This is a genomic window from Sulfurimonas hydrogeniphila, assembly GCF_009068765.1.
GTDB lineage: Bacteria > Campylobacterota > Campylobacteria > Campylobacterales > Sulfurimonadaceae > Sulfurimonas > Sulfurimonas hydrogeniphila.
Genome location: NZ_CP035534.1, coordinates 2179879 through 2205202, shown reverse-complemented (window position 1 = coordinate 2205202; position 25324 = coordinate 2179879). Strand labels below are relative to the sequence as shown.

General features: G+C 35.7%; 23 protein-coding genes. 20 read left to right on the top strand and 3 right to left on the bottom strand.

Features of this window, described 5'->3' with window-relative positions; translation table 11 throughout:
• Nucleotides 1-128: 128 nt before the first annotated feature.
• Nucleotides 129-2360, bottom strand: a complete 2232-nt coding sequence (gene topA / locus ETP70_RS11630) for a type I DNA topoisomerase (RefSeq protein ID WP_151901332.1) — start codon at nucleotides 2358-2360, stop codon at nucleotides 129-131.
• Between the two features lie 218 nt (nucleotides 2361-2578).
• Between topA and ETP70_RS11625 the strand changes: the two genes are divergently transcribed.
• Complete coding sequence (locus ETP70_RS11625; RefSeq protein WP_151901331.1) at nucleotides 2579-3796, top strand: flagellin N-terminal helical domain-containing protein; 1218 nt, start codon at nucleotides 2579-2581, stop codon at nucleotides 3794-3796.
• A 20-nt stretch (nucleotides 3797-3816) separates the two neighbouring features.
• Here the strand turns inward: ETP70_RS11625 and ETP70_RS11620 are convergent, their stop codons facing one another.
• The gene (locus tag ETP70_RS11620; protein ID WP_188109995.1) at nucleotides 3817-5829 is read right to left on the bottom strand and encodes a 6-hydroxymethylpterin diphosphokinase MptE-like protein; all 2013 of its coding nucleotides are present in this window, start codon (nucleotides 5827-5829) and stop codon (nucleotides 3817-3819) included.
• Between the two features lie 74 nt (nucleotides 5830-5903).
• Between ETP70_RS11620 and ETP70_RS11615 the strand changes: the two genes are divergently transcribed.
• The 7 genes from ETP70_RS11615 to ETP70_RS11585 are packed head-to-tail and all read left to right on the top strand — an operon-like array spanning nucleotide 5904 to nucleotide 12689.
• A complete protein-coding gene (locus ETP70_RS11615) occupies nucleotides 5904-7091 on the top strand; it encodes a UDP-N-acetylglucosamine 4,6-dehydratase (RefSeq protein WP_151901329.1) in 1188 nt (395 codons plus the stop codon).
• Complete coding sequence (locus ETP70_RS11610; protein ID WP_151901328.1) at nucleotides 7091-8227, top strand: LegC family aminotransferase; 1137 nt, start codon at nucleotides 7091-7093, stop codon at nucleotides 8225-8227. Before ETP70_RS11615 ends, ETP70_RS11610 begins: the two co-directional genes overlap by 1 nt.
• Nucleotides 8224-8799, top strand: a complete 576-nt coding sequence (locus ETP70_RS11605; RefSeq protein WP_151901327.1) for an acetyltransferase — start codon at nucleotides 8224-8226, stop codon at nucleotides 8797-8799. The genes ETP70_RS11610 and ETP70_RS11605 overlap by 4 nt, the downstream gene beginning before the upstream one ends.
• Entirely contained in the window at nucleotides 8796-9794 is a 999-nt protein-coding gene (gene neuB / locus ETP70_RS11600) for an N-acetylneuraminate synthase (RefSeq protein ID WP_151901326.1), read from the top strand. The genes ETP70_RS11605 and neuB overlap by 4 nt, the downstream gene beginning before the upstream one ends.
• On the top strand, nucleotides 9791-10954 hold the full coding sequence (neuC, locus tag ETP70_RS11595; protein WP_151901325.1) for a UDP-N-acetylglucosamine 2-epimerase: 1164 nt from the start codon (nucleotides 9791-9793) through the stop codon (nucleotides 10952-10954). Before neuB ends, neuC begins: the two co-directional genes overlap by 4 nt.
• The gene (locus ETP70_RS11590) at nucleotides 10951-11997 is read left to right on the top strand and encodes a nucleotidyltransferase family protein (RefSeq protein ID WP_151901324.1); all 1047 of its coding nucleotides are present in this window, start codon (nucleotides 10951-10953) and stop codon (nucleotides 11995-11997) included. Before neuC ends, ETP70_RS11590 begins: the two co-directional genes overlap by 4 nt.
• Complete coding sequence (locus ETP70_RS11585; protein WP_151901323.1) at nucleotides 11997-12689, top strand: acylneuraminate cytidylyltransferase family protein; 693 nt, start codon at nucleotides 11997-11999, stop codon at nucleotides 12687-12689. Before ETP70_RS11590 ends, ETP70_RS11585 begins: the two co-directional genes overlap by 1 nt.
• Here the strand turns inward: ETP70_RS11585 and ETP70_RS11580 are convergent.
• Nucleotides 12665-13225 carry an SIS domain-containing protein gene (locus tag ETP70_RS11580; RefSeq protein ID WP_151901322.1) on the bottom strand — a complete coding sequence of 187 codons (561 nt, stop codon included), beginning with the start codon at nucleotides 13223-13225 and terminating at the stop codon, nucleotides 12665-12667. The two genes, ETP70_RS11585 and ETP70_RS11580, sit on opposite strands and share 25 nt — an antisense overlap.
• Nucleotides 13226-13292: 67 nt before the next feature.
• Between ETP70_RS11580 and ETP70_RS11575 the strand changes: the two genes are divergently transcribed.
• The 12 genes from ETP70_RS11575 to ETP70_RS11525 are packed head-to-tail and all read left to right on the top strand — an operon-like array spanning nucleotide 13293 to nucleotide 25324.
• Nucleotides 13293-14693 carry a CgeB family protein gene (locus ETP70_RS11575; RefSeq protein ID WP_151901321.1) on the top strand — a complete coding sequence of 467 codons (1401 nt, stop codon included), beginning with the start codon at nucleotides 13293-13295 and terminating at the stop codon, nucleotides 14691-14693.
• Nucleotides 14680-15936 (top strand): sulfotransferase domain-containing protein, encoded by a 1257-nt coding sequence (locus ETP70_RS11570; protein WP_151901320.1) that lies wholly within the window; start codon nucleotides 14680-14682, stop codon nucleotides 15934-15936. The genes ETP70_RS11575 and ETP70_RS11570 overlap by 14 nt, the downstream gene beginning before the upstream one ends.
• 6 nt (nucleotides 15937-15942) lie before the next feature.
• Nucleotides 15943-17067, top strand: a complete 1125-nt coding sequence (locus ETP70_RS11565) for a glycosyltransferase (protein ID WP_151901319.1) — start codon at nucleotides 15943-15945, stop codon at nucleotides 17065-17067.
• A gap of 28 nt (nucleotides 17068-17095) precedes the next feature.
• A complete protein-coding gene (gene cysD, locus ETP70_RS11560) occupies nucleotides 17096-18007 on the top strand; it encodes a sulfate adenylyltransferase subunit CysD (RefSeq protein WP_151901318.1) in 912 nt (303 codons plus the stop codon).
• On the top strand, nucleotides 18007-19446 hold the full coding sequence (gene cysN / locus ETP70_RS11555) for a sulfate adenylyltransferase subunit CysN (RefSeq protein ID WP_151901317.1): 1440 nt from the start codon (nucleotides 18007-18009) through the stop codon (nucleotides 19444-19446). The genes cysD and cysN overlap by 1 nt, the downstream gene beginning before the upstream one ends.
• Nucleotides 19447-19467: 21 nt before the next feature.
• A complete protein-coding gene (gene cysC / locus ETP70_RS11550) occupies nucleotides 19468-20073 on the top strand; it encodes an adenylyl-sulfate kinase (RefSeq protein ID WP_151901316.1) in 606 nt (201 codons plus the stop codon).
• On the top strand, nucleotides 20067-20822 hold the full coding sequence (gene cysQ / locus ETP70_RS11545) for a 3'(2'),5'-bisphosphate nucleotidase CysQ (RefSeq protein ID WP_151901315.1): 756 nt from the start codon (nucleotides 20067-20069) through the stop codon (nucleotides 20820-20822). Before cysC ends, cysQ begins: the two co-directional genes overlap by 7 nt.
• 13 nt (nucleotides 20823-20835) lie before the next feature.
• The gene (locus tag ETP70_RS11540) at nucleotides 20836-21930 is read left to right on the top strand and encodes a radical SAM protein (protein ID WP_151901314.1); all 1095 of its coding nucleotides are present in this window, start codon (nucleotides 20836-20838) and stop codon (nucleotides 21928-21930) included.
• A gap of 8 nt (nucleotides 21931-21938) precedes the next feature.
• Nucleotides 21939-22928, top strand: coding sequence for an SDR family oxidoreductase (locus ETP70_RS11535; protein ID WP_151901313.1), 990 nt, complete (start codon nucleotides 21939-21941; stop codon nucleotides 22926-22928).
• 2 nt (nucleotides 22929-22930) lie between these two features.
• Nucleotides 22931-23722, top strand: coding sequence for a transketolase (locus ETP70_RS12640; RefSeq protein ID WP_230973275.1), 792 nt, complete (start codon nucleotides 22931-22933; stop codon nucleotides 23720-23722).
• Between the two features lie 22 nt (nucleotides 23723-23744).
• Nucleotides 23745-24203 (top strand): transketolase family protein, encoded by a 459-nt coding sequence (locus ETP70_RS12635; RefSeq protein ID WP_230973274.1) that lies wholly within the window; start codon nucleotides 23745-23747, stop codon nucleotides 24201-24203.
• 11 nt (nucleotides 24204-24214) lie between these two features.
• Nucleotides 24215-25324: a radical SAM/SPASM domain-containing protein gene (locus ETP70_RS11525; RefSeq protein ID WP_151901312.1), complete on the top strand. Its 1110-nt coding sequence runs from the start codon at nucleotides 24215-24217 to the stop codon at nucleotides 25322-25324.

Sequence of the window (25324 nt, the reverse complement as noted above, 5' to 3'; positions counted from 1 at the left end):
TCTCTGCCACTTTCGCCCGCACTAAAGTACGGGTTCCGAGGGTATTGCGGAATCGGTACTTTCTATGCTAAAGCATGACTTGTGAAAAAAACTAAATTTTTTTCTGTAGTGCCGACTGAGTACGGATTTTATGCCTTGTCTATTTCTTCTCTTGGTGTACGGGCTTTACACTTCACACATTCGTACACCTCTTTATTTCTGTAGGTACGAGGCGCAAGTACACCTGTGCATCCTTTTTCTTTACATTTAATGGTTGTCGGCTCAAACTTTGAGATAAATTTGCAGTCAGGATAGTTTTCACAGCCCCAAAAAGGGCCTCTGCGAGAGTTTTTCAGGCTGATTTTTCCGCCGCAGTCAGGACAAGGAGTCTCACTCACTTTCTCTTCGACATTAATACTTTTTGTATTTTTGCATTCAGGGTAGTTTGAACATGCAAGAAATTTTCCGTTGCGGCCATTCTTTTCTATCATATCCGCACCGCATTTGTCACACTTTTCATCGGTAGTTGTCTCTTTTTTCTCAACAGGATTGCCCTCTTCGTCACACTGCTCTGTATATTTGCATTTTGGAAAACCGGAGCATGCGATGAAGTTTCCAAAACGTCCGCTTCTCAGAAGCAGTTCATGTTTGCCGCATTTAGGGCAGGTGCGCCCAAGCGGTTTGGCAAGTTTGAGCGAGACAATGTTCTCTTTTCCTGCTTCTATCTGCTTCATGAATTTTTCATAAAACTCAAGGAGCAGTTTCTGCCAGTCCACTTTGCCTTCGGCGATTTTATCGAGTTCTTCTTCCATTTCAGCCGTAAAGTTAATATCAACGATATTTGGAAAGTTTTTCTCCAGAATCTCTGTCACGGTAAAAGCGATTTCTGTCGGGATAATCTGCTTTTTTTCTATGGTCACATAGGTACGGTTGGAGAGTGTCGCAATTGTCGGGGCATAGGTCGATGGACGCCCGACGCCTTCTGATTCGAGTTTTTTAATCAGACTTGCTTCAGAGTAACGCGATGGCGGTTCTGTGAAATGCTGTTCGGGTTTTACACTCTGAATTTCAGCTTTGTCACCCTCTTTTAAAGTAGGTAAAAGTTTGTCTTTGTCTTCTGCTCCCGTGACCGCATAAAAACCGTCAAAAATGAGTTTTCGTCCGCTTGCACGGAATTCATTTTCATTGCCTTTAAAGATAATGCTTTGCTGTTCAAAGAGCGCATCTTCCATTTGACATGCCATAAAACGCTCATATATGAGGCGGTAGAGTTTGATTTCATCAGCTTTTAAAAATTTTTGTGCCACTTCGGGTGTAAACTGCAGCATAGTCGGGCGGATGGCCTCGTGTGCCTCCTGTGCGCCTTTTGATTTTTTCGTATAAACCTTTGGTTCTTTCGGCAGGTATTTCTTGCCGTAACGGCTCTCAATGATGCCGCGGACTGCACCCACGGCTTCTTGTGCGAGGTTGAGTGAATCGGTTCTCATATAGGTAATGACCCCTGAAGTACCGTCTGGAGTTTTGACACCTTCATACAGAGTCTGGGCGACCATCATGGTTTTTTTCGGGGTAAATCCGAGTTTGCTTGAAGCAGCCTGTTGCAGGGTTGAGGTCATAAATGGCGGCGGCGTGGCACTTTTTCGCTGTTTTGTCTCAATTTTTGCAATTTTGAAGTCATCATTTTTGACACTTTGGGTAATTGCCTCTGCCTGTTCTTTGTTCTCTATGGAGAGTTTGGAGATTTTTTGCTCTTTGTGTTTGATAAGATTGGCTTCGATATTTGGCTTGAAAAGAGTGTCAATAGTCCAGTATTCCTGAGGAACAAAGGCTTTGATTTCGCGTTCACGGTCTACGACAAGCTTGAGTGTCGAGCTTTGCACACGCCCGCCACTTAAGCCTTTTTGAATTTTAGAAGCAAGCAGAGGCGAGAGCTTGTAGCCTACAATACGGTCAAGAAGACGACGGGCCTGTTGGGCATTGACCATGTCCATGTCTATTTTTCTTGCATTCTCAAGTGCATGCTTGATGGCTGTTTTTGTAATCTCATGAAAGACAATACGCGGGAGTGTTTCGGGGTCTTTTTTGATAGCATGGGCAATATGCCACCCAATTGCTTCTCCCTCGCGGTCCTCATCGGTCGCGATGTAAATTGTGTCGGCTTTTTTGGCTTTTTCTTTTATCTCTTTGACAGTTGGCGCATTTTCTTTGGCGACAGAGTATTTGGGAATGATTTCATGAGTTTCTTCATCAATTGTAATTCCAAAACGGGATTTTGGCAAATCCCGGATGTGTCCTTTTGAGGCAATGACATCATAGTTTTTGCCTAAAAAGTTCTTGATAGTACGGGCTTTTGCGGGTGATTCGACGATTATTAAGTTCAAATAGTTTTCCTATATATAGTATAGTGATTTGGTTTTTGGTTTTGGAAGTGTAGCGAAAAAGAATAAAATAAGGAAATATTTTTAAATTTATAAAATTTGCAAAAAAAATTAAAGTTATTTTTTTGACTGACGATATTGTTACAGTCTCAAGGCAAGGATGCCTTTTAGAGAACAAAAAATACAAAGAGCGAAAGCTCTTCCATAGAAAAGGATTTATTATGGGTTTTAGAATTAACACAAACGTTGCGGCAATGAATGCATTGCGTAATGCAACACAGACAAACTTGGGTTTAGACAAAAGTTTAAATGCTTTATCTTCAGGTCTGCGTATTAACAAAGCGGCAGATGATGCTTCTGGTATGGCAATCGCCAACTCACTGCGTCAACAGGCACAGGGTCTCGGTCAGGCTATCAACAATGCAAATGACGGGATTGGTGTTGCACAGACTGCTGACGGTGCTTTGGATGAGTATACTAAAATTATTGATACTGTCAGAACGAAAGCAATTCAAGCAGCGTCTGACGGGCAAACATTAGATTCTCGTAAAAAAATTCAGGCGGATATTGACAGACTTCTTGAAGAGGCACAGAACATTGCTTCAACGACTTCATTTAATGGTCAGACACTTTTAAACGGTGCATACCAAAATAAATCATTCCAAATTGGTGCATATTCCGGAGAGACTGTAAAACTTTCCATTAGTGATACACAAACCTCACAAGTAGCTGAGTTTTCTTTAGCTGAAACAAGTGTTGGTTTTTCAAGACTTAGTGGTGCTGCAAACAGTGCTGGTGGATCAGCTTCACTTTCTGTTACAGTTGTAAATGCTGATGGGACGACTGCTACAGTATCTACATCTACTATCTCTTTTGCTTCTGGTGCTGATCTTTCCGGATATGAGATAGCGCAGGCTGTTGTTGACAAGTTTAATCAACAGGCACAGGTTGCAGGCGCTGATGTAAGAGCCTCAATCATTGAAGCAACAGGCTCAACTGTAGATAATCCGGAGTATGGAATCCGTATAGATTCTGCTGGTGATTTAACTGGTATGACACTTGGCGATGGTGTTTCAGATGGAAAGTCGACTGCAATTATTGGAAATACTGCTGCCGGTTTAAATAACAACTTGTCAACAGTTGATGTAACTACTCGTAGAGATGCACAAAAAGCAATTACTATTGCTTCGTATGCACTAAAAGATATAGATGCAACACGTTCAGATATTGGTTCGGTCCAAAATCAGCTTGAATCTACAGTGAGAAATATATCGATTACACAGGTGAATGTCACAGCTGCAGAATCTCAAATTCGAGATGTCGACTTTGCTGCGGAAAGTGCAAACTTCTCTAAATTGAATATTCTTGCACAGTCAGGTTCATATGCTATGAGTCAGGCAAATGCCGTTCAACAAAATGTTTTAAGACTACTTCAGTAGTTTTTATAAATTCTCAAGCTTTATGCTTGGGAATTTTCTTTTTCCAGCACTTTGAGTACATGTAGATCTTTTTCATAGGTCTCTATAATCTTTTTAACATTTTTTACAAAAATAGCATGAAATTTTTTTGTGAATTTTTTTGGGTTTTTTAACTCTTTTGTATTAAAAAAATCATCTGCATAGGGTGTAGTATTCATATAATATATGGTCATTAAATCTCTGAGTTCAAAGATGCACTCGTGATTACACATTGCGCTTACCATTTCTATAAGATTGAGTTTAAACATTAAGCTGTCACTGTGCGGAGCATTTTTAAATGTTTCAAGAAGGGCCAAGTAATCTTTAATCTGTCCAATACGACAGTAAATACCATCTATTTCATTTTGATCAAGTTCTGTTGTAGATAAAGTGTCAAAATATTTTTTCATTTCTTTTCTTAAAAGTATTTTGTTTTGTTTTTGTGGTAACGTTACATCTTTAAGAGGGGTTGGGATTGTCTGATCAAGTTTACATCCATCGGAAAGGTTGTAAATAGTTTGCATGGGTGCTTTGTACTTTCGTGTAAAGTAGTTAATAACAGGGATGGAAAGCATAAACAAAGGAGTAGAATTAACCTTTTCTTTGAAGTTGCCTGTTATTTGCAGGATAGCATCGCCAAGGTGAAAATCTTGATTTTCTTTTGTTTGTATTTTTTTATTTTCGATGGAGCGCGCCTTAAAATGATCAGGCGTATGGGATAACCCATCATCACTAAGTGCCAAGTCTATCCCTAAAAGATAAATTTCCGGTGCATTAAAGATAAGTGCAAATGCATGGATAGAGTCTCCCACGCTAGAAACTGTTAAGGTGCTACGGGAGAGTTTGTATTTTGTTCTATCCTCATGCAGATAAATGTTTTCTTTTTTGAAGTGTTCAAACAGCTCACCAGAAACAGAAGCGCTAAAAAAGAGGAGTGTATCATCCAAAAAGCTTAAATCGCCCAAATTTTTAAGCATTTCATGTGTTGTATATACATTTTCATCAATTTGAACAGCAATATCTGGAGTGACACCGACACGTTTAAGTGTATTGAGTGCTGTAAAAGCAGCGACAATTATAAATCTGTCTTGATTGTCTTTTACCCATTGTGCATTTTTATAAAGAGAGGGTCCTGCTCCTAAAACAAGCCATGCCTTTTCTTGAAATATTGTATCACTTTCTCTTTTACGCAAATCAAGAAATTTATATTCTGCATTGATTCTGTCCAAAACTTTTCTGTTTTTTTCTAAAAGACGATTATGAGAATAAGTTGCTTCTGGTCGGGAGATAAGAATAGCTTGAATCTCTCGAATTTTTGCTTCATATGCAGAGGAAAAAAGATGAAACTTTATGAATTGGTTTTTGAAAAAAGCATTGGTATAAAAACCGTTAAAACATTCTCTAAAGCTACCTGCATTATCAGCAATTGAAAAAAAACTTGTTGTATCCATAAGTGCCTGTTTATAATCAATTGTAAAAAGAGAAAGGCGAAAAAGTTCCAGATTGTCTTCTACTATAAGCACTACTTGAAAATCATATTTTTTGATAGCTTTTGGAATATGTAACCCAAGACCCACTCCTAAAAATATAAACTTGTCAAGTTCTTTCATATGACTGGAGTCGTTAATATTTTTATGATAAAGTTCATATATTTCTGCTGTAGTTGCAAAGTTCGTATAGGCATTTGCATTTTTTATTGTCTCAAAAGAAGCTTTTTCAAAGTTTATTTTTCGTAAACTTCTAAAGCTTTGGTCATTCTTTTTTAAGTTGATATTGTCTACAATTTTTTGTGAGAAGTCCTGAGAATTCGTATTGTATAGCTTTGCACCGCTTGAAAGTTCTACAACATCAAAATAGCCATTTTCATATACAAGATCATATTTGGCAGAGAGTTTTCCGTTATTGAGCAAACTTTCTAAAGCTAGAATTTTATTAGAAACTTTTTCATTATATTCTTTAAAAAACTCAATATTTTTTTGATAATTTTTAATAGCCTGCTCTTCTATATTTTGCATAAATATCCTTTCATAAGTATTGCAAGCATAAAATATACCAAAATTAATGGTATGAAAGTTGCTAATTGATACGTATGGATATTTTAAAACTAATAGGCAGGGAAAAAGCATTATTTGATGATGACATACAAACATACAAAAATGATTTAGACAAAATTGTAAGTGATGCGAAATTTTTGGTGCTTGGCGGAGCAGGAAGTATTGGGAGTGCTGTTGTAAAAGAAATTTTTTCTCGTAATCCAAAAAAGCTGCACGTTGTTGATATTTCGGAAAATAATTTGACTGAATTGGTTCGTGACATTAGAAGCTCATTTGGTTATATAGAAGGAGAATTTGCGACTTACGCACTCGATATCGGTTCAATTGAGTACGATGCTTTTATTGCACAGGATGGAAAATATGACTATGTACTTAATCTTTCAGCACTCAAACATGTACGCAGTGAAAAAGATTCTTTTACTTTAATGCGGATGATTGAAACCAATATTTTCAATACTGACAAAACTTTACAACATTCTATTGAACACGGAGTAAAAAAATACTTCTGTGTTTCAACTGATAAAGCTGCAAATCCTGTCAATATGATGGGGGCGAGCAAGCGAATTATGGAGATGTATGTGCATAGAAAATCACAACAAATCAATGTCTCTATGGCACGTTTTGCCAATGTTGCTTTTAGTGATGGTTCTCTTTTGCACTCTTTTAATATGCGTCTTGAAAAACAGCAACCCCTTGTAGCGCCGGATGATATAAAACGCTACTTTGTCACACCGAAAGAGAGTGGTGAGTTATGCCTGATGAGTGCTGTCTTTGGGGAGAACCGTGATATTTTCTTTCCAAAACTCTCAGAATCGCTACACCTTGTTTCTTTTGCAGATATTGCTGTAAAATACTTATATGTAAAGGGATATGAGCCTTACATCTGCAAAAGTGAAGAGGAAGCAAGAACTCTGGCAAAAATACTTCCAGAAGAGGGAAAATGGCCTTGCCTTTTTACAAAAAGTGATACCACAGGTGAGAAAGATTTTGAAGAGTTTTTTACTGAAAATGAAGTGTTGGATGTAGAGAGGTATGAAAATATTGGCATCATCAAAAACAAGCTTGATTTTGATGAGAATGCACTCAATGCATTCAGCCAAAAGATTGAAGATTTTAAAAAAAATCTGCAATGGAGTAAAGAGGAGATAGTTGCAGAGTTTTTTAAACTTCTCCCAAACTTTGAGTATGAAGATAAGCAGAAATATTTAGACGGAAAAATGTGATGCAAAAAATTGTAAACTTTATTCAGAACCTCTACAATACAACAGATTTCATCCCCCTGCATGAACCACGATTTCGAGGGAATGAAAAAAAATATCTAAATGAATGTATCGACTCTACTTTTGTCTCATCTGTCGGAAAGTTTGTTAATAGATTTGAAGAGGAGTTTGCCTCTTATGTGGGAAGCAAATACGCCATAGCTACAGTCAATGGCACAAGTGCTTTACATGTAAGTCTCCTTCTTGCTGATGTCAAAGCGGGAGATGAAGTGATCACCCAGGCCCTCACTTTTGTCGCTACATGTAATGCCATAAAATATTGCCAAGCAGAGCCTGTTTTTGTAGATGTTGGGCTTGATACCTTGGGGATGAGCCCTGATGCTTTGGAGTCATTTTTAAAGAAGAACTGCGAAGTTCAAAATGGTGTCTGCCTCAATACTGCTACAAACAAAACTATCAAAGCTGTCGTACCGATGCACACCTTTGGGCATCCTTGCAAAATTGATACAATCGCAGAGATTTGTAAGGCGTGGCACCTTACACTCATAGAAGATGCTGCGGAGTCTTTGGGGAGTTTTTACAAAGGTAGACACACAGGAACTTTTGGAAAAAGTGCTGTGTTTAGTTTCAATGGCAACAAAATCATTACAAGTGGCGGAGGCGGTGTCATCATCACCGATGATGAAGAACTTGCAAAAAGAGCTAAACATCTCACAACCACAGCAAAACTCCCTCACCCTTATGAATACGAACACAACACCATCGCCTATAACTACCGTCTGCCAAACCTTAATGCAGCCCTTTTAGTTGCACAGATGGAACAACTTGAAACATTTTTACAAAATAAACGGTTTTTAACTCAAGAATATATACAGTTTTTTAAGCAGTTTGACGATATAGATTTTATTAAAGAGCCAAAAGATGCAAAAAGTAACTACTGGCTCAATGCCATAATATTAAAAGATAAAAAGCAAAGGGATACATATCTTAAGTATCTCAATGAAAATGGTGTGATGAGCCGGCCGATTTGGAGATTGATGAGTGAATTAGAGATGTTTCAAAATTGTCAAAATGATGGACTTCAAAACTCAAAATTTTTGAGTGAACGCATTATCAATATACCAAGTAGTGTGCTATGAAAAAAGAGATAATTTTACTCGGTGGCGGTGGGCATTGTAAGTCTGTTATCGATGTTATTGAGGCTGAAGGTCATTTTAAAATTGCAGGTATTATTGAGAAGTATGTAGGTGAGTCCAAGAGTGTTTTAGGGTATAAGCTTATCGGTACAGATGACGAATTAGAGAAGTTGCGCGAGCAATATGAATACGCTTTTGTCACTGTTGGACACATCAAGTCAAACACCGTACGCATCAAACTTTTTGAAAAACTCAAAAGTTTAGGCTTTACCATTCCCATTATTATCTCCCCTTTTGCCTATGTATCCAAACACGCAAAAATAGAAGCTGGTACTGTTGTGATGCACCATACACTTATCAACGCGGGGGTGCGTGTGGGTGAAAATTGCATCATCAATTCCAAAGCACTTCTTGAGCATGACTGTACCATAGAAAATCATGTACATGTAAGTACAAATGCACTTCTTAATGGTGATGTACATGTAAAAGAACATAGTTTTATAGGGAGTGGCGCTGTTGTGAAACAGGGTTATAGAGTAGAGGGATTTGTCAAAATGGGGAGTGTTGTGAAATGAATGTTTTTATCATCGCAGAAGCGGGAGTCAATCACAACGGTTCTTTGGAGTTGGCAAAAAAACTCATCGATGTAGCGAGCAGTGCCGGTGCTGATGCTATAAAATTTCAAACTTTTAAGGCAGAAAAGCTTGTCAGCCGTGATGCAAAAAAAGCACAGTATCAACAAGAAAATATGCAAGAGACAGATGACTCTCAGTACAATATGCTTAAAAAACTTGAACTCGATGTAGACGCACACCATCAACTCATTAATTATGCAAAAAGTAAAAATATTATGTTTCTCTCCACCCCTTTTGATAATGAAAGCATAGAGATGCTTAATGATTTGGGATTGAAAATATTTAAAATACCAAGCGGAGAGATTACAAATCTACCATATTTACGCCAGATTGGCAAACTCTCAAAAGAGGTAATTCTCTCTAGCGGTATGGCAAGTATGCGAGAAATAGAGGATGCTTTAAATGTTTTAACAAAAGCAGGTACACCAAAGCAAAAGATTACGGTACTACATGCAAATACAATGTATCCAACCCCAATGGAGGATGTAAATTTAAGAGCAATGCCAATAATTGGTAAAAGGTTTGATGTGGCATATGGCTATAGTGACCATACACTTGGAATTGAGGTGGATATTGCCGCTGTAGCAATGGGAGCGAGTGTAATAGAAAAGCACTTTACCCTTGATAAGAGTATGGAGGGACCTGACCATAAAGCTTCGTTGGAGCCAAATGAACTCAAAGCCATGGTCACAGCTATAAGAAATATTGAAACAGCACTTGGAAGCAGTGAAAAAAAACCAAGCAAAAGTGAAACACCAAACATAGAGGTTGCAAGAAAATCCATCGTAGCAGCAAGAGATATTAAAAAAGGAGAGATATTCAGCGAAAGAAATCTCACAACAAAACGCCCTGCCAAAGGAATAAGCCCTATGAAGTGGGATACAGTCATTGGAACTGTTGCACAAAAAGATTATGCAAAAGATGAGATGATATGAAACGAAAAATAGCTGTAGTCACTGCAACTCGTGCAGAATATGGACTCTTGAAACCACTGCTTAAAGAGATCGAGAATGATGATACTCTGCAACTACAGCTTATAGTAACTGGTACACATTTAGAGGAAAACTTTGGTAACACCTACAAAGAGATAGAGCAAGAATTTGATATTGATGCAAAGATTTCAATGGATTTATCTTGTGAGAGCGGGGAGTGTCTATCTTTGGCAATGGCACAACTACAAAAAGATATAACAGAAGTTTTGGTACAACTTTGCCCTGATATAATGGTTATTTTGGGAGATCGTTATGAGATGCTGAGTGTTGCTACTGCTTGTTTAATGTTGCATATTCCTCTAGCACATATTCATGGTGGAGAGCTTACACAAGGGGCAATTGATGATGCCATCCGCCATGCCATTACCAAACTCTCACATCTACACTTTACATCAACAGAGGTATACGCCAAAAGAGTTATACAAATGGGAGAAGAGCCAAGAAGAGTGTTTAATGTTGGTAGTTTAGGGGTACAAAGCATAAAGACTTTGCAGCTTTTAAATAAACAAGAGTTTGAAAAAAGTATTGGCTTCAAACTTGGCAAAAAAAATCTACTTGTAACCTATCATCCTCAAACACTCTCAGGGAAAATTCCAAAAGAGCAATTTAGTACACTTTTAGAAGCTTTAGAGAGTTTAAAAGAGACAAAAATCATCTTTACCAAAGCAAATGCTGATGAGGGCGGACAGATCATTAATGCAATGATAGATGCGTATGTAAAGAGTCATAAAAACAGCATTGTTTTTGCATCTCTTGGACAGCTTCGTTATTTTTCAGCCTTGGAGTTTGTTGATGGGGTGGTTGGCAATAGTTCAAGTGGAATTTTAGAGATTCCAAGTTTTAAAATTCCAACACTCAATATTGGAGAGAGACAAGAGGGGCGGATTCAGGCAAAGAGTATTATAACTGTAGATATAGAGGCTAATGCCATTAGACAAGGTCTTGAGAAGATTTATGATCCCTCTTTTTTAGAGAGTCTCAAAAGAGTTAAGAACCCTTATGAGGGCAAAGAACCGAGTAAAAAGATAAAAGAGTGCCTAAAAACAGTAGAACTTGAACATATTTTAGAGAAAAAATTTTATGATGTAGGAGGTATGTTATGAGTACATATAAAGAGATTTTGTTACATAAAAATTCAACTATCCAAGAAGCACTCAAAGTGATAGACAAAGGTGCTATGCGTATTGCCATAGTACTTGGGGAAAATGAAAAAGTTGTAGGAACGCTTACTGATGGAGATATCCGCCGTGGGCTTTTAAATGGACTCTCTTTGGACTCTAGTATTGAAAATCTTTACTTTAAGGAACCAACGCTTGCAAATATAAATGATTCCAAAGAACTTATTATCCAAAAAGCGATTCGTAAGCAGATTTATCAGATTCCTATTGTTGATGATGAAGGAAAACTTGTCAAGATTGAAGATTTGGCAAAACTGCTCAAAACAAATGCGAAAAAAAATAGAGTTGTTTTAATGGCAGGAGGACTTGGAACAAGACTGAGACCACTCACGCAGGATGTACCCAAGCCCCTCTTAAAAGTTGGAAACAAGCCTATTTTAGAGACAATTATAGAAAACTTTGCAAAATACGGTTTTGTTAACATTACCATCAGTGTCAATTACAAAGCAGATATGATTAAAAAGTATTTTGGCGATGGAAGTACACTTGGTGTCAATATTAATTATATTCAAGAGGATAAACGATTAGGTACAGCTGGAGCACTTTCGCTGATAAAAGAACGTCCGCAAGAGTCTTTTTTTGTTATGAATGCAGATTTACTGACCAATGTAAACTTTGAGCATCTTTTGGACTATCACTCGTTTGAGAATTCTGTGGGTACGATGTGTGTGAGAGAGTATGACTATCAGGTGCCTTACGGGGTGATACAGACTGAGGGAAGCAAAATAATATCTATAGAGGAAAAGCCTGTGCACAAGTTTTTTGTCAATGCCGGTATTTATGTTCTTTCTCCTCAGGTCTTTGAATATATTCCAAAAAATGAGTTTTATGATATGCCGACACTTTTTGAAGATATTATAAAAAATGAACTCAAAACTATATCCTTTCCTATTCATGAGTATTGGCTTGATATTGGACGGATGAGTGATTTTGAACAAGCGCAAGTTGAATACAAAGAGATATTTTAATGTTATATGATAAAACTTTTTTAGCCATAATTCCTGCAAGAGGCGGTTCCAAGAGGTTACCTCGTAAAAACGTTCTGGATTTGGCAGGTAAACCATTAATTTCGTGGAGTATAGAAGCTGCCAAACAAAGCAAATATATTGACGAAGTTGTTGTTTCAAGTGATGATGATGAGGTTCTTAATATTGCGAAAGAACAAAATGCTTCAATCATGAAACGCCCTGTAAGACTCGCTACTGATACAGCTACAACTTTTGAGGTTGTTGAACATCTGATAAAAAATTTTGAAAAACAATATACATATATTATTTTGTTGCAACCAACAAGCCCTTTGAGAAAAAGTGAAGATATCGACAAAGCAATAGAGTTCTTGCATACTAAAAATGCAGATGCAGTTATAAGTGTATGTGAAATGGAACACTCACCACTTTGGTCTAATACTCTGCCAAAAGATAAAAGTATGGCGACTTTTTTACATAAAGAAATTTTGAATAAAAGAAGTCAGGATTTAGAAACATATTATAGGCTAAACGGCTCAATTTATATTATAAAAGTCGCGAAACTTTTAGAAAAAAAAAGTTTTTTTTTAAAAGATAATATTTATGCTTATGTGATGGATCAAAAAAAATCAATTGATATCGACACGAAATTAGATCTTGAAATAGCCAATTATTTACTTTCTAAGTCAATATAATAGCTATAGATTATATGGTTTATAATACTGTGCATATCTTCCACAATGCCATATGCTCCTTTCTTTGTTGCTACATGGAAATTGATGTCTGAGAGTTTTTTTAATTTTCCGCCATCAAAACCTGTGAGCCCAATAATAGTAGCACCCTCTTTTTTTGCATACTTGACAGCTTTTGTTATGTTTTTTGAGTTGCCGCTACAGGAAATGGCAATGAGGATATCTTCTTTTTTTATTCTATCTTTGAGTTGCATGTAAAATATATTTTTATACCCAATATCATTGGCAAGTGCTGTACAAACAGGAGTATTATCACTGAGACTTTCTACATCAAAACTTTTTATATTTCTTCTTTTGAGTCCTACTCCTAAATCATTTACCATATGTGAAGCAGTAGCTGCACTGCCACCATTTCCAATAATAAATATTTTTCCAGAAGTGTTGTCTAAGAGTTCTATAATTTTTGCAATTATATCTAAATTACTTTTTTGAAGTGTAGCAATAAGTTTTTTTATGTACTTCTTTGCAAAGTTTTTCATAATAAATACCTTGTGTTAAGTTATGATTGGGTATCTTATCTTAATAATTTAAAATGAAGGTTAATATATGTTTAAAGACACCTACTTTTTAGACGCAAATGAAGCATTACGAGTTGCTTCATTACAGAATAAAGATCATAAATATAAACTTCAGTTGTGTTATTATGCTGGTAAAAAAATTGAATCAAACTTTGTTAATTTTATTCATTTACCATTTGAAGATTTTCTAGAAAACTTGGCTCAGGGTATATATAGATTGCCAACACAAATTGATTTCTCTGGTCTTGAATTATCAGAAGAGGTTAAAAATGAAATAGAAACAAATTTTTTTTCTTTATTAGAACAAGCAAAAGTATATAGGTATGAACTAAATCTTGCTTATTTTAATAGTATGAAAAATTTAAGATTAAATTTCTCAGAACCTTGGAGATTTTATTTAAGAGCACATAATTCAACAAAGGTTATGCAGCATATTATGAAAGCACTTGCAAAGGAATTAGAAAGAAAAGGTTTTTATGTAGTATTAGATATGCAATATGGCATAGAAGATGAAAAGTGTTTAAAAAATATGTTTTTTGCTAAGCCACATGTAAAAATAAATATAAATCACATGGATAACATTATGCTTAGTGATGAAGTTTTTAATATTGTCTGGTTTCAAGATATGATGCCTTTTTTACAAGATTCTCAAAAATACATTGCAAGAAAACGAGATATTGTTTTTCATCTGACTGATGATATTGGTAAAAAATTATTATCGAAAGGAATAGAATCAAAATTACAACCATTTTGTATAGATAAAACTGTATATAAAATTCGAGATAACATAGTACGAGAACAAAAAGTAGTTTTTATTGGATCTTCGTATAAAGATAGAATAAAGAATAAAAAATTTGTACAAATTGCAAAGAGAATTATAGCCTTATATGATAAGGAGGGAGTTTTTAAATATGATTGTCTTTATGAAATTTCTCAAGAATATAATGAAGATATGAAAAATATAAATTCTATTGTTGGGTATGTCATAAGAGATATTTTAATATTAAGACTATGCACAATAAAGACAAAATATAAGATAGAGATTTATGGAGAGGGCTGGGATGAGTATGATGAAGTAAAACCATATTATAAAGGCATATTGAATTATGGAAAAGATATATCAATTGTTTATAATAGGGCTACATATGTTTTTATTCCAACTTCATATCTATTACAGCAAAGAATTTTTGAAGGCACTGCTAGTGGAGCGATTCCATTGGCTTATGATAATAGATATAGAACAAAAGAAAATACAAAAGATATACCTGTTATATATTTTCAAACAGTTAATGAACTTGAAAAAATATTAAATAGTGATAAAGTTCCAAAGTTGGATTTAGAGTTTTTTGTAAAACAATATACTTACGATAAGTTTTTAAATAGAATAGTGAATATAATAAATACGAGGAAATACAATGAAAATGTATAATCATAATATTCTAATATCATCTATGCCAAAGTCTGGAACAGTATTGGTTACTAATATTATTTATAAATTATTATCTATAGATAAAATGGATCCCCCATTAAATGAAGAGCTATTGGAAGCTTTTTTAAAAAAATTAAACATCAAAGATACTAGAGTTTCTTTTGGTGGTATAAATAGTGTGAATAATAAAGAAATATTAGTAGCTACAAATTTTCATAACTTAAATGGCACAATATATAAACATTTCTTACTGGATATTACAAATGGGATAGATTTATCTAAAAAAGTTATTTATTTTGGACATGCTTCACCTATAGAAATTATGTCTAATAAGATATTAAAAAAGATTAATAAAAAAATTTATGTATACAGATATGGTTTAGATGTTTTAAACTCAAAAATGAAATTTATTGAAAATTTAGATTATGTGTTTTTTTTAATGAAAAAATTAAAAAGTCAGTTAAAATACCAAGAGCTTAGATATTTGACTCCAGAAAAGGTATATGCGACAATTGAAGCTTGGACTAAGCATGTGGAAGCATTTTTAAAATATAAAAAAGAATTTTATGGAATACAGTATGAAAGTTTATTAGCTAATCCACGAAAAGAGATAAAGAAACTTTCTATTTATTTAGAAATAGATATTGATGATGAGAAAATAGAGAATATAATAGATAATATCTTTTATAAGGAATTAACTACCTCAATACACAGACATGCATATTATCGGCACTATAATGAATCAAAAAAAGTTAAAGAGTGGTTCAAATTTATTTCTTATAAATTCTATAAAGACTTTGTTGAAACAAATAAAAATATTCTGCAAGATTTAGGGTATTCAATCAGCTTAGAAAAAAAGTATAATACTCTGCAGTTCCATAATATTTTTGAGCGAAAGTTAGAAGTGTATAAAAGGATAATTCCAAAGTTCCAATCAATAAAAAATCTTGTTGAATATTTGAAGGGTTACAATATCGTTGTTTATGGATATAATAACTATAAAACTTACTTGAAACGATATTTAAAAAATAATGTAAATGTTACTATGATTTGTGATAATAATTTTAAAAATATAAATAAAGAACATGTGTTATCTCCTAAAAAATTACTATCTAAGGTGTCTGAGTATGACTATATTATTATTACAGAATCTTCAGAAAACTGTAAAGTTACAATAAATAAAAAGTTGCGTTTGCACGGTGGAGTGGTGGTTTTAGATGTTTGTCATCTTATTAAGAGGTAAAATATTTTGAAAACTTTAATTATAGTTCCACCAAATGGGATTTTAAAGAAGCAAGATTTTTTCATTGATCGATTAGTTCAGTTTTTATTTATAAAGTATAAGTGGAAAATTATTTTAATTATCTTAAAAGAACCTTCTTATATGACAACTCATAAGTATTTTGATAAGGTTCTTCAAGTTGATACAAAAGATGAAATATTATCAATAATAAGTAAAATTGACTATACTATTTTAATATCTAGAGGTTGGATGCATGCCTATGCTTTTAGTGCTGAGATATTAAAAAATTTTCCAAATGCAATAATAACCCTTAAAGATTGGAATTTTAGTACAAGAGAAGAATATAAATTTTTATTTGGAAATGATGATGACTTTAAAGCAATAGAATATATTTTTAGATATGGGAAAAAAATATTATCACATTATACAGAAGAACAAGCAGTAATATGGTCAAAAATATATAAAGTAAATGTAGATAAATTTATATTTTTACCCGAATTGACTTTATACAGTAACTTTAATGAGAAAAATACTAAATTTAGTAATAAATTAAATTTAGTATATGCAGGAAGAATTTCTTCAACTGTATTACCAGGTGAAATATTTCCAAATAAGTCTCATATATATAGTATTAAAAAACTTACATCTGAGAGTATTACAATAAGTTTTTTAATTCCAAAGAAGAATCTTGATGAGATGAAAACTAAAAGAGAATTATTTATAGACTTTTTTTATGAGGATAGATTCAATAATAATTTTGCGATACTTGAAGGTAAAGATTTAGATTCTAAAAAATTGCATGGTTATCATTTTGGTTTTTTTGAATTGTTTATTGACTCTAAAAATGAAATGTTATATAAATATGCTGTTGTTAGTAAATTTGCATTTTATTTGGAAGGAGCATTGCCAATATTAGTACATGAGAAGTTCGTATCTATGGCAAAAATAGTTAGAGATAATAATATTGGTATAGTCTTTTCTAATGATAATTTTAAAGATTTTGCTTCTTTTCTTCAAATGCATAAAGATCAATATGAGGTTTTTATAGAAAATATTAAAAACTTTAGAAAGGTATTTAGTTTTAATAATTGTAATTTTGTAGAATTACTTGGTCTTGATATAGAAAAATAAAACTTATATAATTACATGGATATTTAAAATGTTAATAAAAAAAAGCTTAATACATTTAAAACAACTAGAAGCAGAATCAATTTATATTCTCCGTGAGGTTGCGGCTGAGTTTTGTAATCCTGTAATGATGTACAGTGTAGGCAAAGACAGCTCCGTTATGCTGCATTTGGCACAAAAAGCATTTGCACCGGCTAAAGTGCCTTTTACATTCTTACATGTAGATACGCTTTGGAAATTTGCTGAGATGATAGAGTTTCGCGATAAGCGCGCAAAAGAGCTTGGCTTTGACCTTGTGGTGCACTCAAACCCTGAAGGGATAGCCATGAATATAAGCCCCTTTGAACATGGAAGTAAACTTCATACCGACATTATGAAAACTCAAGCACTCAAACAAGCTCTTAATAATGGTGGTTATGATGCTATTATCGGTGGAGCAAGAAGAGATGAAGAGAAATCTCGTGCCAAAGAGCGCATATTCTCCTTTCGTGATAAATATCACAGGTGGGATCCAAAAAAACAAAGACCGGAACTTTGGAATATTTTTAACACCGCTATTGAAAAAGGGGAATCCGTACGTGTGTTTCCTATAAGTAATTGGACAGAGCTTGATGTATGGCAGTATATCTATTTAGAAGGTATTCCTATTCCATCTCTTTACTTTGCTAAAGAGAGAGAAGTGGTTGAGTATGAAGGCACAAAGATCATGGTAGATGATGAAAGAATGCCGGAGCAACTCAGAAAAACAGCGAAAACAGAGATGGTGCGTTTTCGTACGCTTGGATGTTATCCTTTAACCGGCGCTATTAATTCAACTGCGACAACACTGCCTGAAATTATTCGTGAAATACTTCTTTCAACTTTAAGTGAGCGAGAAGGTCGGTTGATAGACAAAGATAGTGAAGGTGCTATGGAGCGTAAAAAGATAGAGGGATATTTTTAATGAGTATAAATAATGAAAAAATCTCTTTAGATATAGAAGCCTACCTCAAAGAGTATGAAAACAAAGATATATTGCGTTTTTTAACTTGCGGAAGTGTAGATGATGGGAAATCCACTCTCATTGGTCGTCTTTTATATGATAGCAAGATGATATTTGACGATCAACTCTCTACTGCACAAAATGAGAGTAAAAAATACGGCACGACGGGTGAGAAGTTGGATATGGCTTTGCTTGTTGATGGTTTGCAAAGTGAGCGAGAACAGGGAATTACCATAGATGTAGCCTATAGGTTTTTTGCAACCGAAAAAAGAAAATTCATTATTGCCGATGCGCCGGGGCATGAACAGTACACTAGAAATATGGTGACAGGTGCCTCAACTGCGGATGTAGCTATAATACTTATAGATGCCCGCAAAGGTATTCTTACACAAACAAGAAGACACAGTTTTATAGTTAATCTTTTAGGGATAGAACATGTTATAGTCGCTATCAATAAGATGGATTTAGTAAATTTCTCCAAAGAAGTGTTTGATGAGATACAAGCCTCTTATGAAACTTTAGCAGACGAATTGGGAATTAAAAACAGATACTACATCCCTTTGAGTGCATTAGAAGGTGATAATGTAGTAAACCAAAGTGATAATACTCCCTGGTATGCAGGAGAACCTCTTTTAGAACTGCTAGACGCTATGGATATATCTAAAAAAGAGACAGAAGAAAAATTTAGATTTCCGGTGCAGTATGTCAATCGCCCAAATTTAGACTTTAGAGGTTTTTGTGGAACTGTTGCCAGTGGTAGCGTCAAAGTAGGTGATGAAATAACTGTGCTTCCTTCGGGAAAGACGACGAAAGTCAAAAGTATTATTAATGCCGGAGATATCAAAGAAAACCATAAACAGCTTACGTGTAATGAGGTCTATGCCCCAATGGCGGTAACGATTACGACAGAAGATGAAATTGACATCAGTCGTGGAGACATACTCGTACATACCAAAAAAATGCCAAGGGTTTCAAATACGTTAAAAGTTATGCTTGTATGGATGAATGAAACACCGATGCAGATAGCTAAGACGTATGACATTAAACGTGCTGTTTCCGTTATTAGCGGCGTAGTGGAGCATATTAACTATAAAATAGATGTGAATACATATAAAAGAGAACAGGTAAAAGAGTTACAACTCAACGACATAGCCTCTTGCAAAATAACACTTACCCGTCCGATAGCGGCAGATAAATACAAAGAAAATCGCCGAACGGGAAGTTTTATCATCGTTGACAGAGTCACAAATAATACGGTGGGTGTGGGTATGATAGTTGATGTGGCAGCAAGAGAAAATGAAAGAAAAGAAACACAAACAAGAAATTATACCGATGCAGAAAAAGCACTTAACTATTATATAAGAGAAAACTTTCCTGAGTGGAACTGTAAACTAATTTAATATACCAAGAGATAAATAAACATGACAAACAATAAAAATATAATTTTCCATGAGAATCACCTATCAAAGCAAAAAAGAGCAGCGATAAAGGGACAAAAACCCTGTGTGTTATGGTTTACGGGATTAAGCGGCAGCGGTAAATCTACATTGGCAAATGCAGTAGAAGTGAAACTCAATCAATTACAAAAACATAGTTACCTTTTAGACGGTGATAATATTCGTTTAGGGCTTAACAAAGGACTTGGTTTTTCTGATGAAGATAGGATTGAAAATATTAGAAGAATCGGTGAAGTCGCAAAATTGTTTGTTGAAAGTGGTCTTATAGTTTTGAGTGCTTTTATATCTCCTTTTCAAAAAGAAAGAGACACAGTCAGAACACTTGTAGCAAAAGATGAATTTATAGAAATATTTGTAGATACTTCCCTTGAAATATGTCAACGCAGAGATCCAAAAGGCTTGTATATAAAGGCAATGCAGGGAGAAATTCCAAATTTTACGGGTATATCTTCACCGTATGAAATACCAAATAAAGCAGAGATACATATAAAAACAGAGAAAATGACCATAGAAGAAGCAAGCCAGATAATTATACAATATTTACAAAAAAGAGGATATTTAGAGTGTTAGAAGAGATTAATCTACAGCAAATTGCTACGATTGCAAAAGAGGCAGGCAAAGCCATTATGCAAATATATCAAAAAGATTTTACGATAGAGTACAAAGATGATAATTCTTTTTTGACGGAAGCAGATACTAAAGCAAATGAAATTATCTGTTTGGCTTTGCAAAAGCTGTATCCGAATATACCGATACTCTCTGAAGAAAATAAGCAGGTAGTCTATGAAATAAGAAAAAATTGGCAATATTACTGGTGTATTGATCCTCTAGACGGGACAAAAGAGTTTATAAAGCACAATGGCGAGTTCACAGTAAACATAGCGCTTATTCATAAAGACACACCGGTTTTAGGTGTAGTATATGCTCCGGCAACAAAAGAAATGTACAAAGCAAAAAAAGGCAAGGGCGCGTTTAAAAATGGACAAAAACTTCCTTTACATGTAAACAGCCATCCTCAAAAGGAACTTCATATTGTTGCTTCAAAATCACACCTCTCACCAGAGACACAAGCATTTATAGATGCTCTTTCAGCAGAAAAAAAAGAGCAAAGAAACAGGGGAAGTTCTTTGAAACTTTGTATGGTGGCTGATGGAAGTGCAGATATTTATCCAAGGCTTGGACCAACTATGGAGTGGGATACGGCGGCGGCTGATGCTATTGTCAGACAAAGCGGCAAAATGACATATCAGTTTGAAAACATGCAACCATTAGTGTATAATAAAAAGAATTTGCTAAACCCTTGGTTTATAGTAAAATAAGAAGATTTTATAAATGAGTGATAAATTTGCAATAGATTCCCATAAAATGAGTTTACATCCTGTCCGGGTTGCAAGATGGCTTGAAGCAGATGATAACTGGGAGAGACTCAAAAAAATCTACCCTGTGTATGTGGAAGTGTCACCGTATGGCGGATGCAATCACCGGTGTACATTTTGCGCGCTTGATTATATGGGCTATGAAAATATCGGCATAGATTTTGAAGTTTTAAAAAACAGCCTGAGTGATATGGCAGCTCATGGTGTGAAAAGTGTGATGTTTGCAGGAGAAGGCGAGCCTCTGCTGTTTAAAGATTTAGACCTCATTGTAGAGCACTGCTCACAAGTGGGTATCGATACCTCCATAACAACAAACTTTGTTCCGCTCAATAAAAAAAACATTGAGCGTTGCATTGAGAACTGTTCCTGGATAAAAGTGAGCCTCAATGCGGGAACGGCTCAAAGCTACGCCGCAATTCATCAAACAAAAGAGCTTGATTTTGAGCGGGTCATGAATAATTTAGCGTATGCTTTGGAGTACAGAAGACAAAACAAGCTTACATGTACGCTTGGCGTACAGATGCTTCTGCTTCCCGAAAACAGAGATGAAGCGGTGATTTTAGCTCAAAAAGTCAAAGAGCTCGGGGCTGACTATTTGGTGATAAAACCCTATTCGCAACATAATTTCAGTGAGACAGACAGATACAAAGACATAGACTACTCTCAAATGCTCGATGTTGAAGAGGAACTAAAAAGCTTTAATGATGAGAATTTTCATATAGTTTTTCGTGCAAATACGATGAAAAAATATGTGAAAAAAGAGCATTCCTACTCTACCTGCCACGCGACTCCGTTTTTTTGGGGATACATTGCCGCTGACGGAAAAGTTTTTGGCTGCAGTGCTTACCTTGGGGATGAGCGCTTTTGTTACGGCAATATTTATGACAACAGCTTTAGTGAAATTTGGGAAAGTGACAAACGCAGAGAATCGTACAACTTTGTGCAAAAGGAGTTGGATATTAAAAATTGCAGAGTCAACTGCAGAATGGATGAGGTCAATCGCTATCTGGACAGGTTGAAAAATCCAGAGGCGCATGATAATTTTATATAAGGGATGATATGAAAGCAGTAGTAACGGGTGGAGCCGGGTTTATCGGCTCGCATATGGTTGATTTGTTGGTCAAAGAGGGTTTCCATGTAACGGTGTTGGACAATCTGGCAAACGGACGGCTTGAGAATATTGCACATCACAAGGGGAAGATAGAATTTTTCCAAGTTGATATTGGCGATTATGAAACTGAATTGGACAGCTATTTTGAAGATGCGGATTATGTGTTTCATTATGCAGCTTTGGCGGATATCGTCCCATCAATTAACAACCCTGTAAAATACCACAGAGCCAATGTAGACGGTACAATCAATGTGCTTGAAGCGGCGAAAAAAAGTAAAAATCTTAAAAAGTTTGTTTATGCAGCTTCGAGTTCATGTTATGGTATCCCAGATGTCTATCCGACACCCGAAGATACTCCCATAAAACCGGAATACCCGTATGCCCACACAAAAACAGTAGCCGAACAGTATGTCATGCACTGGGGGCAGTTATATAATATGCCCGTAGTGTCGATGAGGTTCTTTAATGTCTATGGAGTGCGTCATAGAACAGGAGGGACATACGGTGCTGTATTTGGGGTGTTCTTGGCACAATTGTTAAATAACAAACCACTGACAATAGTGGGTGACGGAGAGCAGACAAGAGATTTTACCTATGTGAGTGATATAGTCGATGCATGTTTCATGGCAGCAAAAAGCCCTATAAGTCAAGAGATTTTTAATGTAGGCAGTGACAATACTTACAGCATTAATTACCTTGCCGAGCTTTTAGGTGGAGAAAAACACTACATTCCAAAAAGACCGGGAGAACCTGAGAGCACTTATGCGGACATTTCAAAAATAAAAACTATGCTAGGCTGGAAACCAAAAATAAGCTTTGAAGAGGGCGTGAAAATAATGCTTGAAAATATAGATTCTTGGCGGGAAGCTCCGCTTTGGGATGAAAAAAGCATTCAAGAAGCGACTAAAGAGTGGTTCTTGTATCTGGGGGAGAAATAATTTTGTTAGATGCAAAAGAGATAAGAAAAAAAACAATAGAACTCTCCTGCAAAACAGGAGCAGGACACTTGGCACCCTCACTGAGTACCGTCGAAATGCTGAGTGTCCTCTTTAGAGATTTTTTGCACTATAACAAAAAAAATGCTCAGGATGAAAGCCGTGACAGGCTCATATTTTCCAAAGGGCATGGTGCCTATGCGTACTATGTAATCTTAAACGAGCTTGGTTTTTTGCCAAAAGAAGAACTGGATAATTTTTACAGGGGAGCATCCATTAAAGGATGTTTGACACAAAATTTGGACTATATGATAGAAGCCTCTACCGGCTCACTCGGACACGGACTGCCTATAGCCGTTGGGATGGCACAGGCTTTTAAAATGCAAAACAAAACAAACAAGGTTGTCTGTATCGTCGGAGACGGAGAGATGCAGGAGGGAAGCAATTTTGAAGCCTTGGCGCTTGCATACAGATTTCAACTTGACAATCTTCTTTTGATTGTCGATGCAAACGAACTGCAGGCGATGGACAGAGTGGCAGATGTGGGGCTTGATAATGAGAGACTGGCAAAAGTCTTGCACAGTTATACGGATAATTTCTCAAAAATAGACGGGCATAATGAAAACAGCTTACATGTAAGCTTAAAGAACTTTTTTCATACAAAAAATGACAATTTCTCCATTGTATTTTGTGATACGCTCAAGGGCAAGGGCGTAGCGGTTTGTGAAAATTCTATAGCCCATCATTTTCGATGCCCGACGCAAGACGGATATGTTTTGGGGTGTGATGATGAGTAAACTGGTCGGCAAAAAAGAAGTTATGGCAGAAATATATAGTTATTTTAAAAATGATGAAAAGATGGTCCTGCTGGTCGGCGATATGGGATTTGCCGTGTTGGATGATTTTTTTGACAATCATAAAGAGCGAACTTTTAATACAGGTATATGCGAGCAGGCAACCATGAGCATGAGTGCGGGAATGTATTTGGCAGGATTGAAGCCGCTTGTTTATTCTCAGGTGCCTTTTTTGGTAATGCGTGCGTATGAGCAGATTCGTTATGATTTAAATGAACATAAAATGAATGTTAAACTTATCGGTGTAGGTGCCGATAATTATTTTTCTAGTTTGGGCAGAAGTCATTGTATGGATGATGATGACATAGCCATGATGAAAATATTTAAAAATTTTAAAATATTTGCACCGACACAAGAGACGCTGCAAGAAGATATAAAAAATATGTTTGCCTATGACGGGCCTACCTATTTGAGATGCTTATAAATGGAGAATAAATGTCAGAATTAATACTAGATGGATCTAAAATACTATGGCATCAAGAGCGCTTGGAGCAATGGAAGAGAGGGGAGAGGATTGTCCCTATCACCATTGATATGGCACTGACACAGGCTTGTCAGTACAACTGTGTCTTTTGTTATGCAAATATGCAAAGAAACAAACCGCATAAAATTACTTTTGAAATTATGAAAAACTTTTTGGATGATTGTGCCGAAGTGGGAGTCAAAGCCATCAGCCTTGTGAGCGACGGGGAAAGTACCGCAAACCCGATATATGAAGATGTCATTGTCTACGGCAAAAAAGTCGGTTTGGATATGGCTATAGCCACACACGGAAATACACTTACAGAAGATGTGCTAAGAAAAATTTTGCCGGCTTTGACATATTTGCGCTTTAACTTCAGTGCGGGAACACCACAAAGGTACAGCGAGATAATGGGTGTTCCGGTTGAGAAGTATTATGAAACCTGCGAAAATATCAAAATGGCGATGCAGATAAAAAAAGAGATGAATCTTGATGTGACTATCGGGATGCAGATGGTCTTGATGCCGCAGGATGCGGATGAGATTATTCCTCTGGCAAAACTCGGTAAAGAGTTGCGGCCTGATTATCTGGTCATTAAACATTGCAGTGACGATGAAGAGGGAACCCTGGGGGTTGATTATGACAAATATGATGACCTGGTTGACCTTTTAAAAGAAGCAGAGAGCTACAGTGACGAGGAATATCTTGTCAAAGCTAAATGGTCCAAGATTCTTTCCAAGGGCAAAAGGAACTACAGCAGATGCCACGGTACGCCTTTTCACCTGCAAATGTCCGGAACAGGTCTGATAGCCCCGTGCGGGAGCTTTTTCAATGAAAAATACAAGCAGTACCATATAGCCAATATAACAGAACCGGGAGTGCGTTTTAAAGATATACTCAAAAGCGAGAGATACTGGGAAGTGATGGATTTCTTGGCATCGGATAAATTTGATGCCTGCTCGATGTGTGAAACATTATGTTTGCAGGATAAGACAAATGAAGTGCTTGATGCCTATAAAAAAGGACAACATGCGCTGACACGTCCAAGCGGCGATTTGCCGCAGCATCTCAATTTTATTTAG

Coding starts and splice junctions, on each gene's coding strand:
- ETP70_RS11590 (WP_151901324.1), top strand. CDS start 10,951: ATGAGTACATATAAAGAGATTTTGTTACATAAAAATTCAACTATCCAA.
- ETP70_RS11540 (WP_151901314.1), top strand. CDS start 20,836: ATGAGTGATAAATTTGCAATAGATTCCCATAAAATGAGTTTACATCCT.
- ETP70_RS11580 (WP_151901322.1), bottom strand. CDS start 13,225: ATGAAAAACTTTGCAAAGAAGTACATAAAAAAACTTATTGCTACACTT.
- ETP70_RS11575 (WP_151901321.1), top strand. CDS start 13,293: ATGTTTAAAGACACCTACTTTTTAGACGCAAATGAAGCATTACGAGTT.
- ETP70_RS11615 (WP_151901329.1), top strand. CDS start 5,904: ATGGATATTTTAAAACTAATAGGCAGGGAAAAAGCATTATTTGATGAT.
- ETP70_RS11610 (WP_151901328.1), top strand. CDS start 7,091: ATGCAAAAAATTGTAAACTTTATTCAGAACCTCTACAATACAACAGAT.
- ETP70_RS11605 (WP_151901327.1), top strand. CDS start 8,224: ATGAAAAAAGAGATAATTTTACTCGGTGGCGGTGGGCATTGTAAGTCT.
- ETP70_RS11585 (WP_151901323.1), top strand. CDS start 11,997: ATGTTATATGATAAAACTTTTTTAGCCATAATTCCTGCAAGAGGCGGT.
- cysD (WP_151901318.1), top strand. CDS start 17,096: ATGTTAATAAAAAAAAGCTTAATACATTTAAAACAACTAGAAGCAGAA.
- ETP70_RS11525 (WP_151901312.1), top strand. CDS start 24,215: ATGTCAGAATTAATACTAGATGGATCTAAAATACTATGGCATCAAGAG.
- ETP70_RS11535 (WP_151901313.1), top strand. CDS start 21,939: ATGAAAGCAGTAGTAACGGGTGGAGCCGGGTTTATCGGCTCGCATATG.
- ETP70_RS12635 (WP_230973274.1), top strand. CDS start 23,745: ATGGCAGAAATATATAGTTATTTTAAAAATGATGAAAAGATGGTCCTG.
- ETP70_RS11620 (WP_188109995.1), bottom strand. CDS start 5,829: ATGCAAAATATAGAAGAGCAGGCTATTAAAAATTATCAAAAAAATATT.
- ETP70_RS11625 (WP_151901331.1), top strand. CDS start 2,579: ATGGGTTTTAGAATTAACACAAACGTTGCGGCAATGAATGCATTGCGT.
- cysN (WP_151901317.1), top strand. CDS start 18,007: ATGAGTATAAATAATGAAAAAATCTCTTTAGATATAGAAGCCTACCTC.
- neuC (WP_151901325.1), top strand. CDS start 9,791: ATGAAACGAAAAATAGCTGTAGTCACTGCAACTCGTGCAGAATATGGA.
- cysC (WP_151901316.1), top strand. CDS start 19,468: ATGACAAACAATAAAAATATAATTTTCCATGAGAATCACCTATCAAAG.
- neuB (WP_151901326.1), top strand. CDS start 8,796: ATGAATGTTTTTATCATCGCAGAAGCGGGAGTCAATCACAACGGTTCT.
- ETP70_RS11570 (WP_151901320.1), top strand. CDS start 14,680: ATGAAAATGTATAATCATAATATTCTAATATCATCTATGCCAAAGTCT.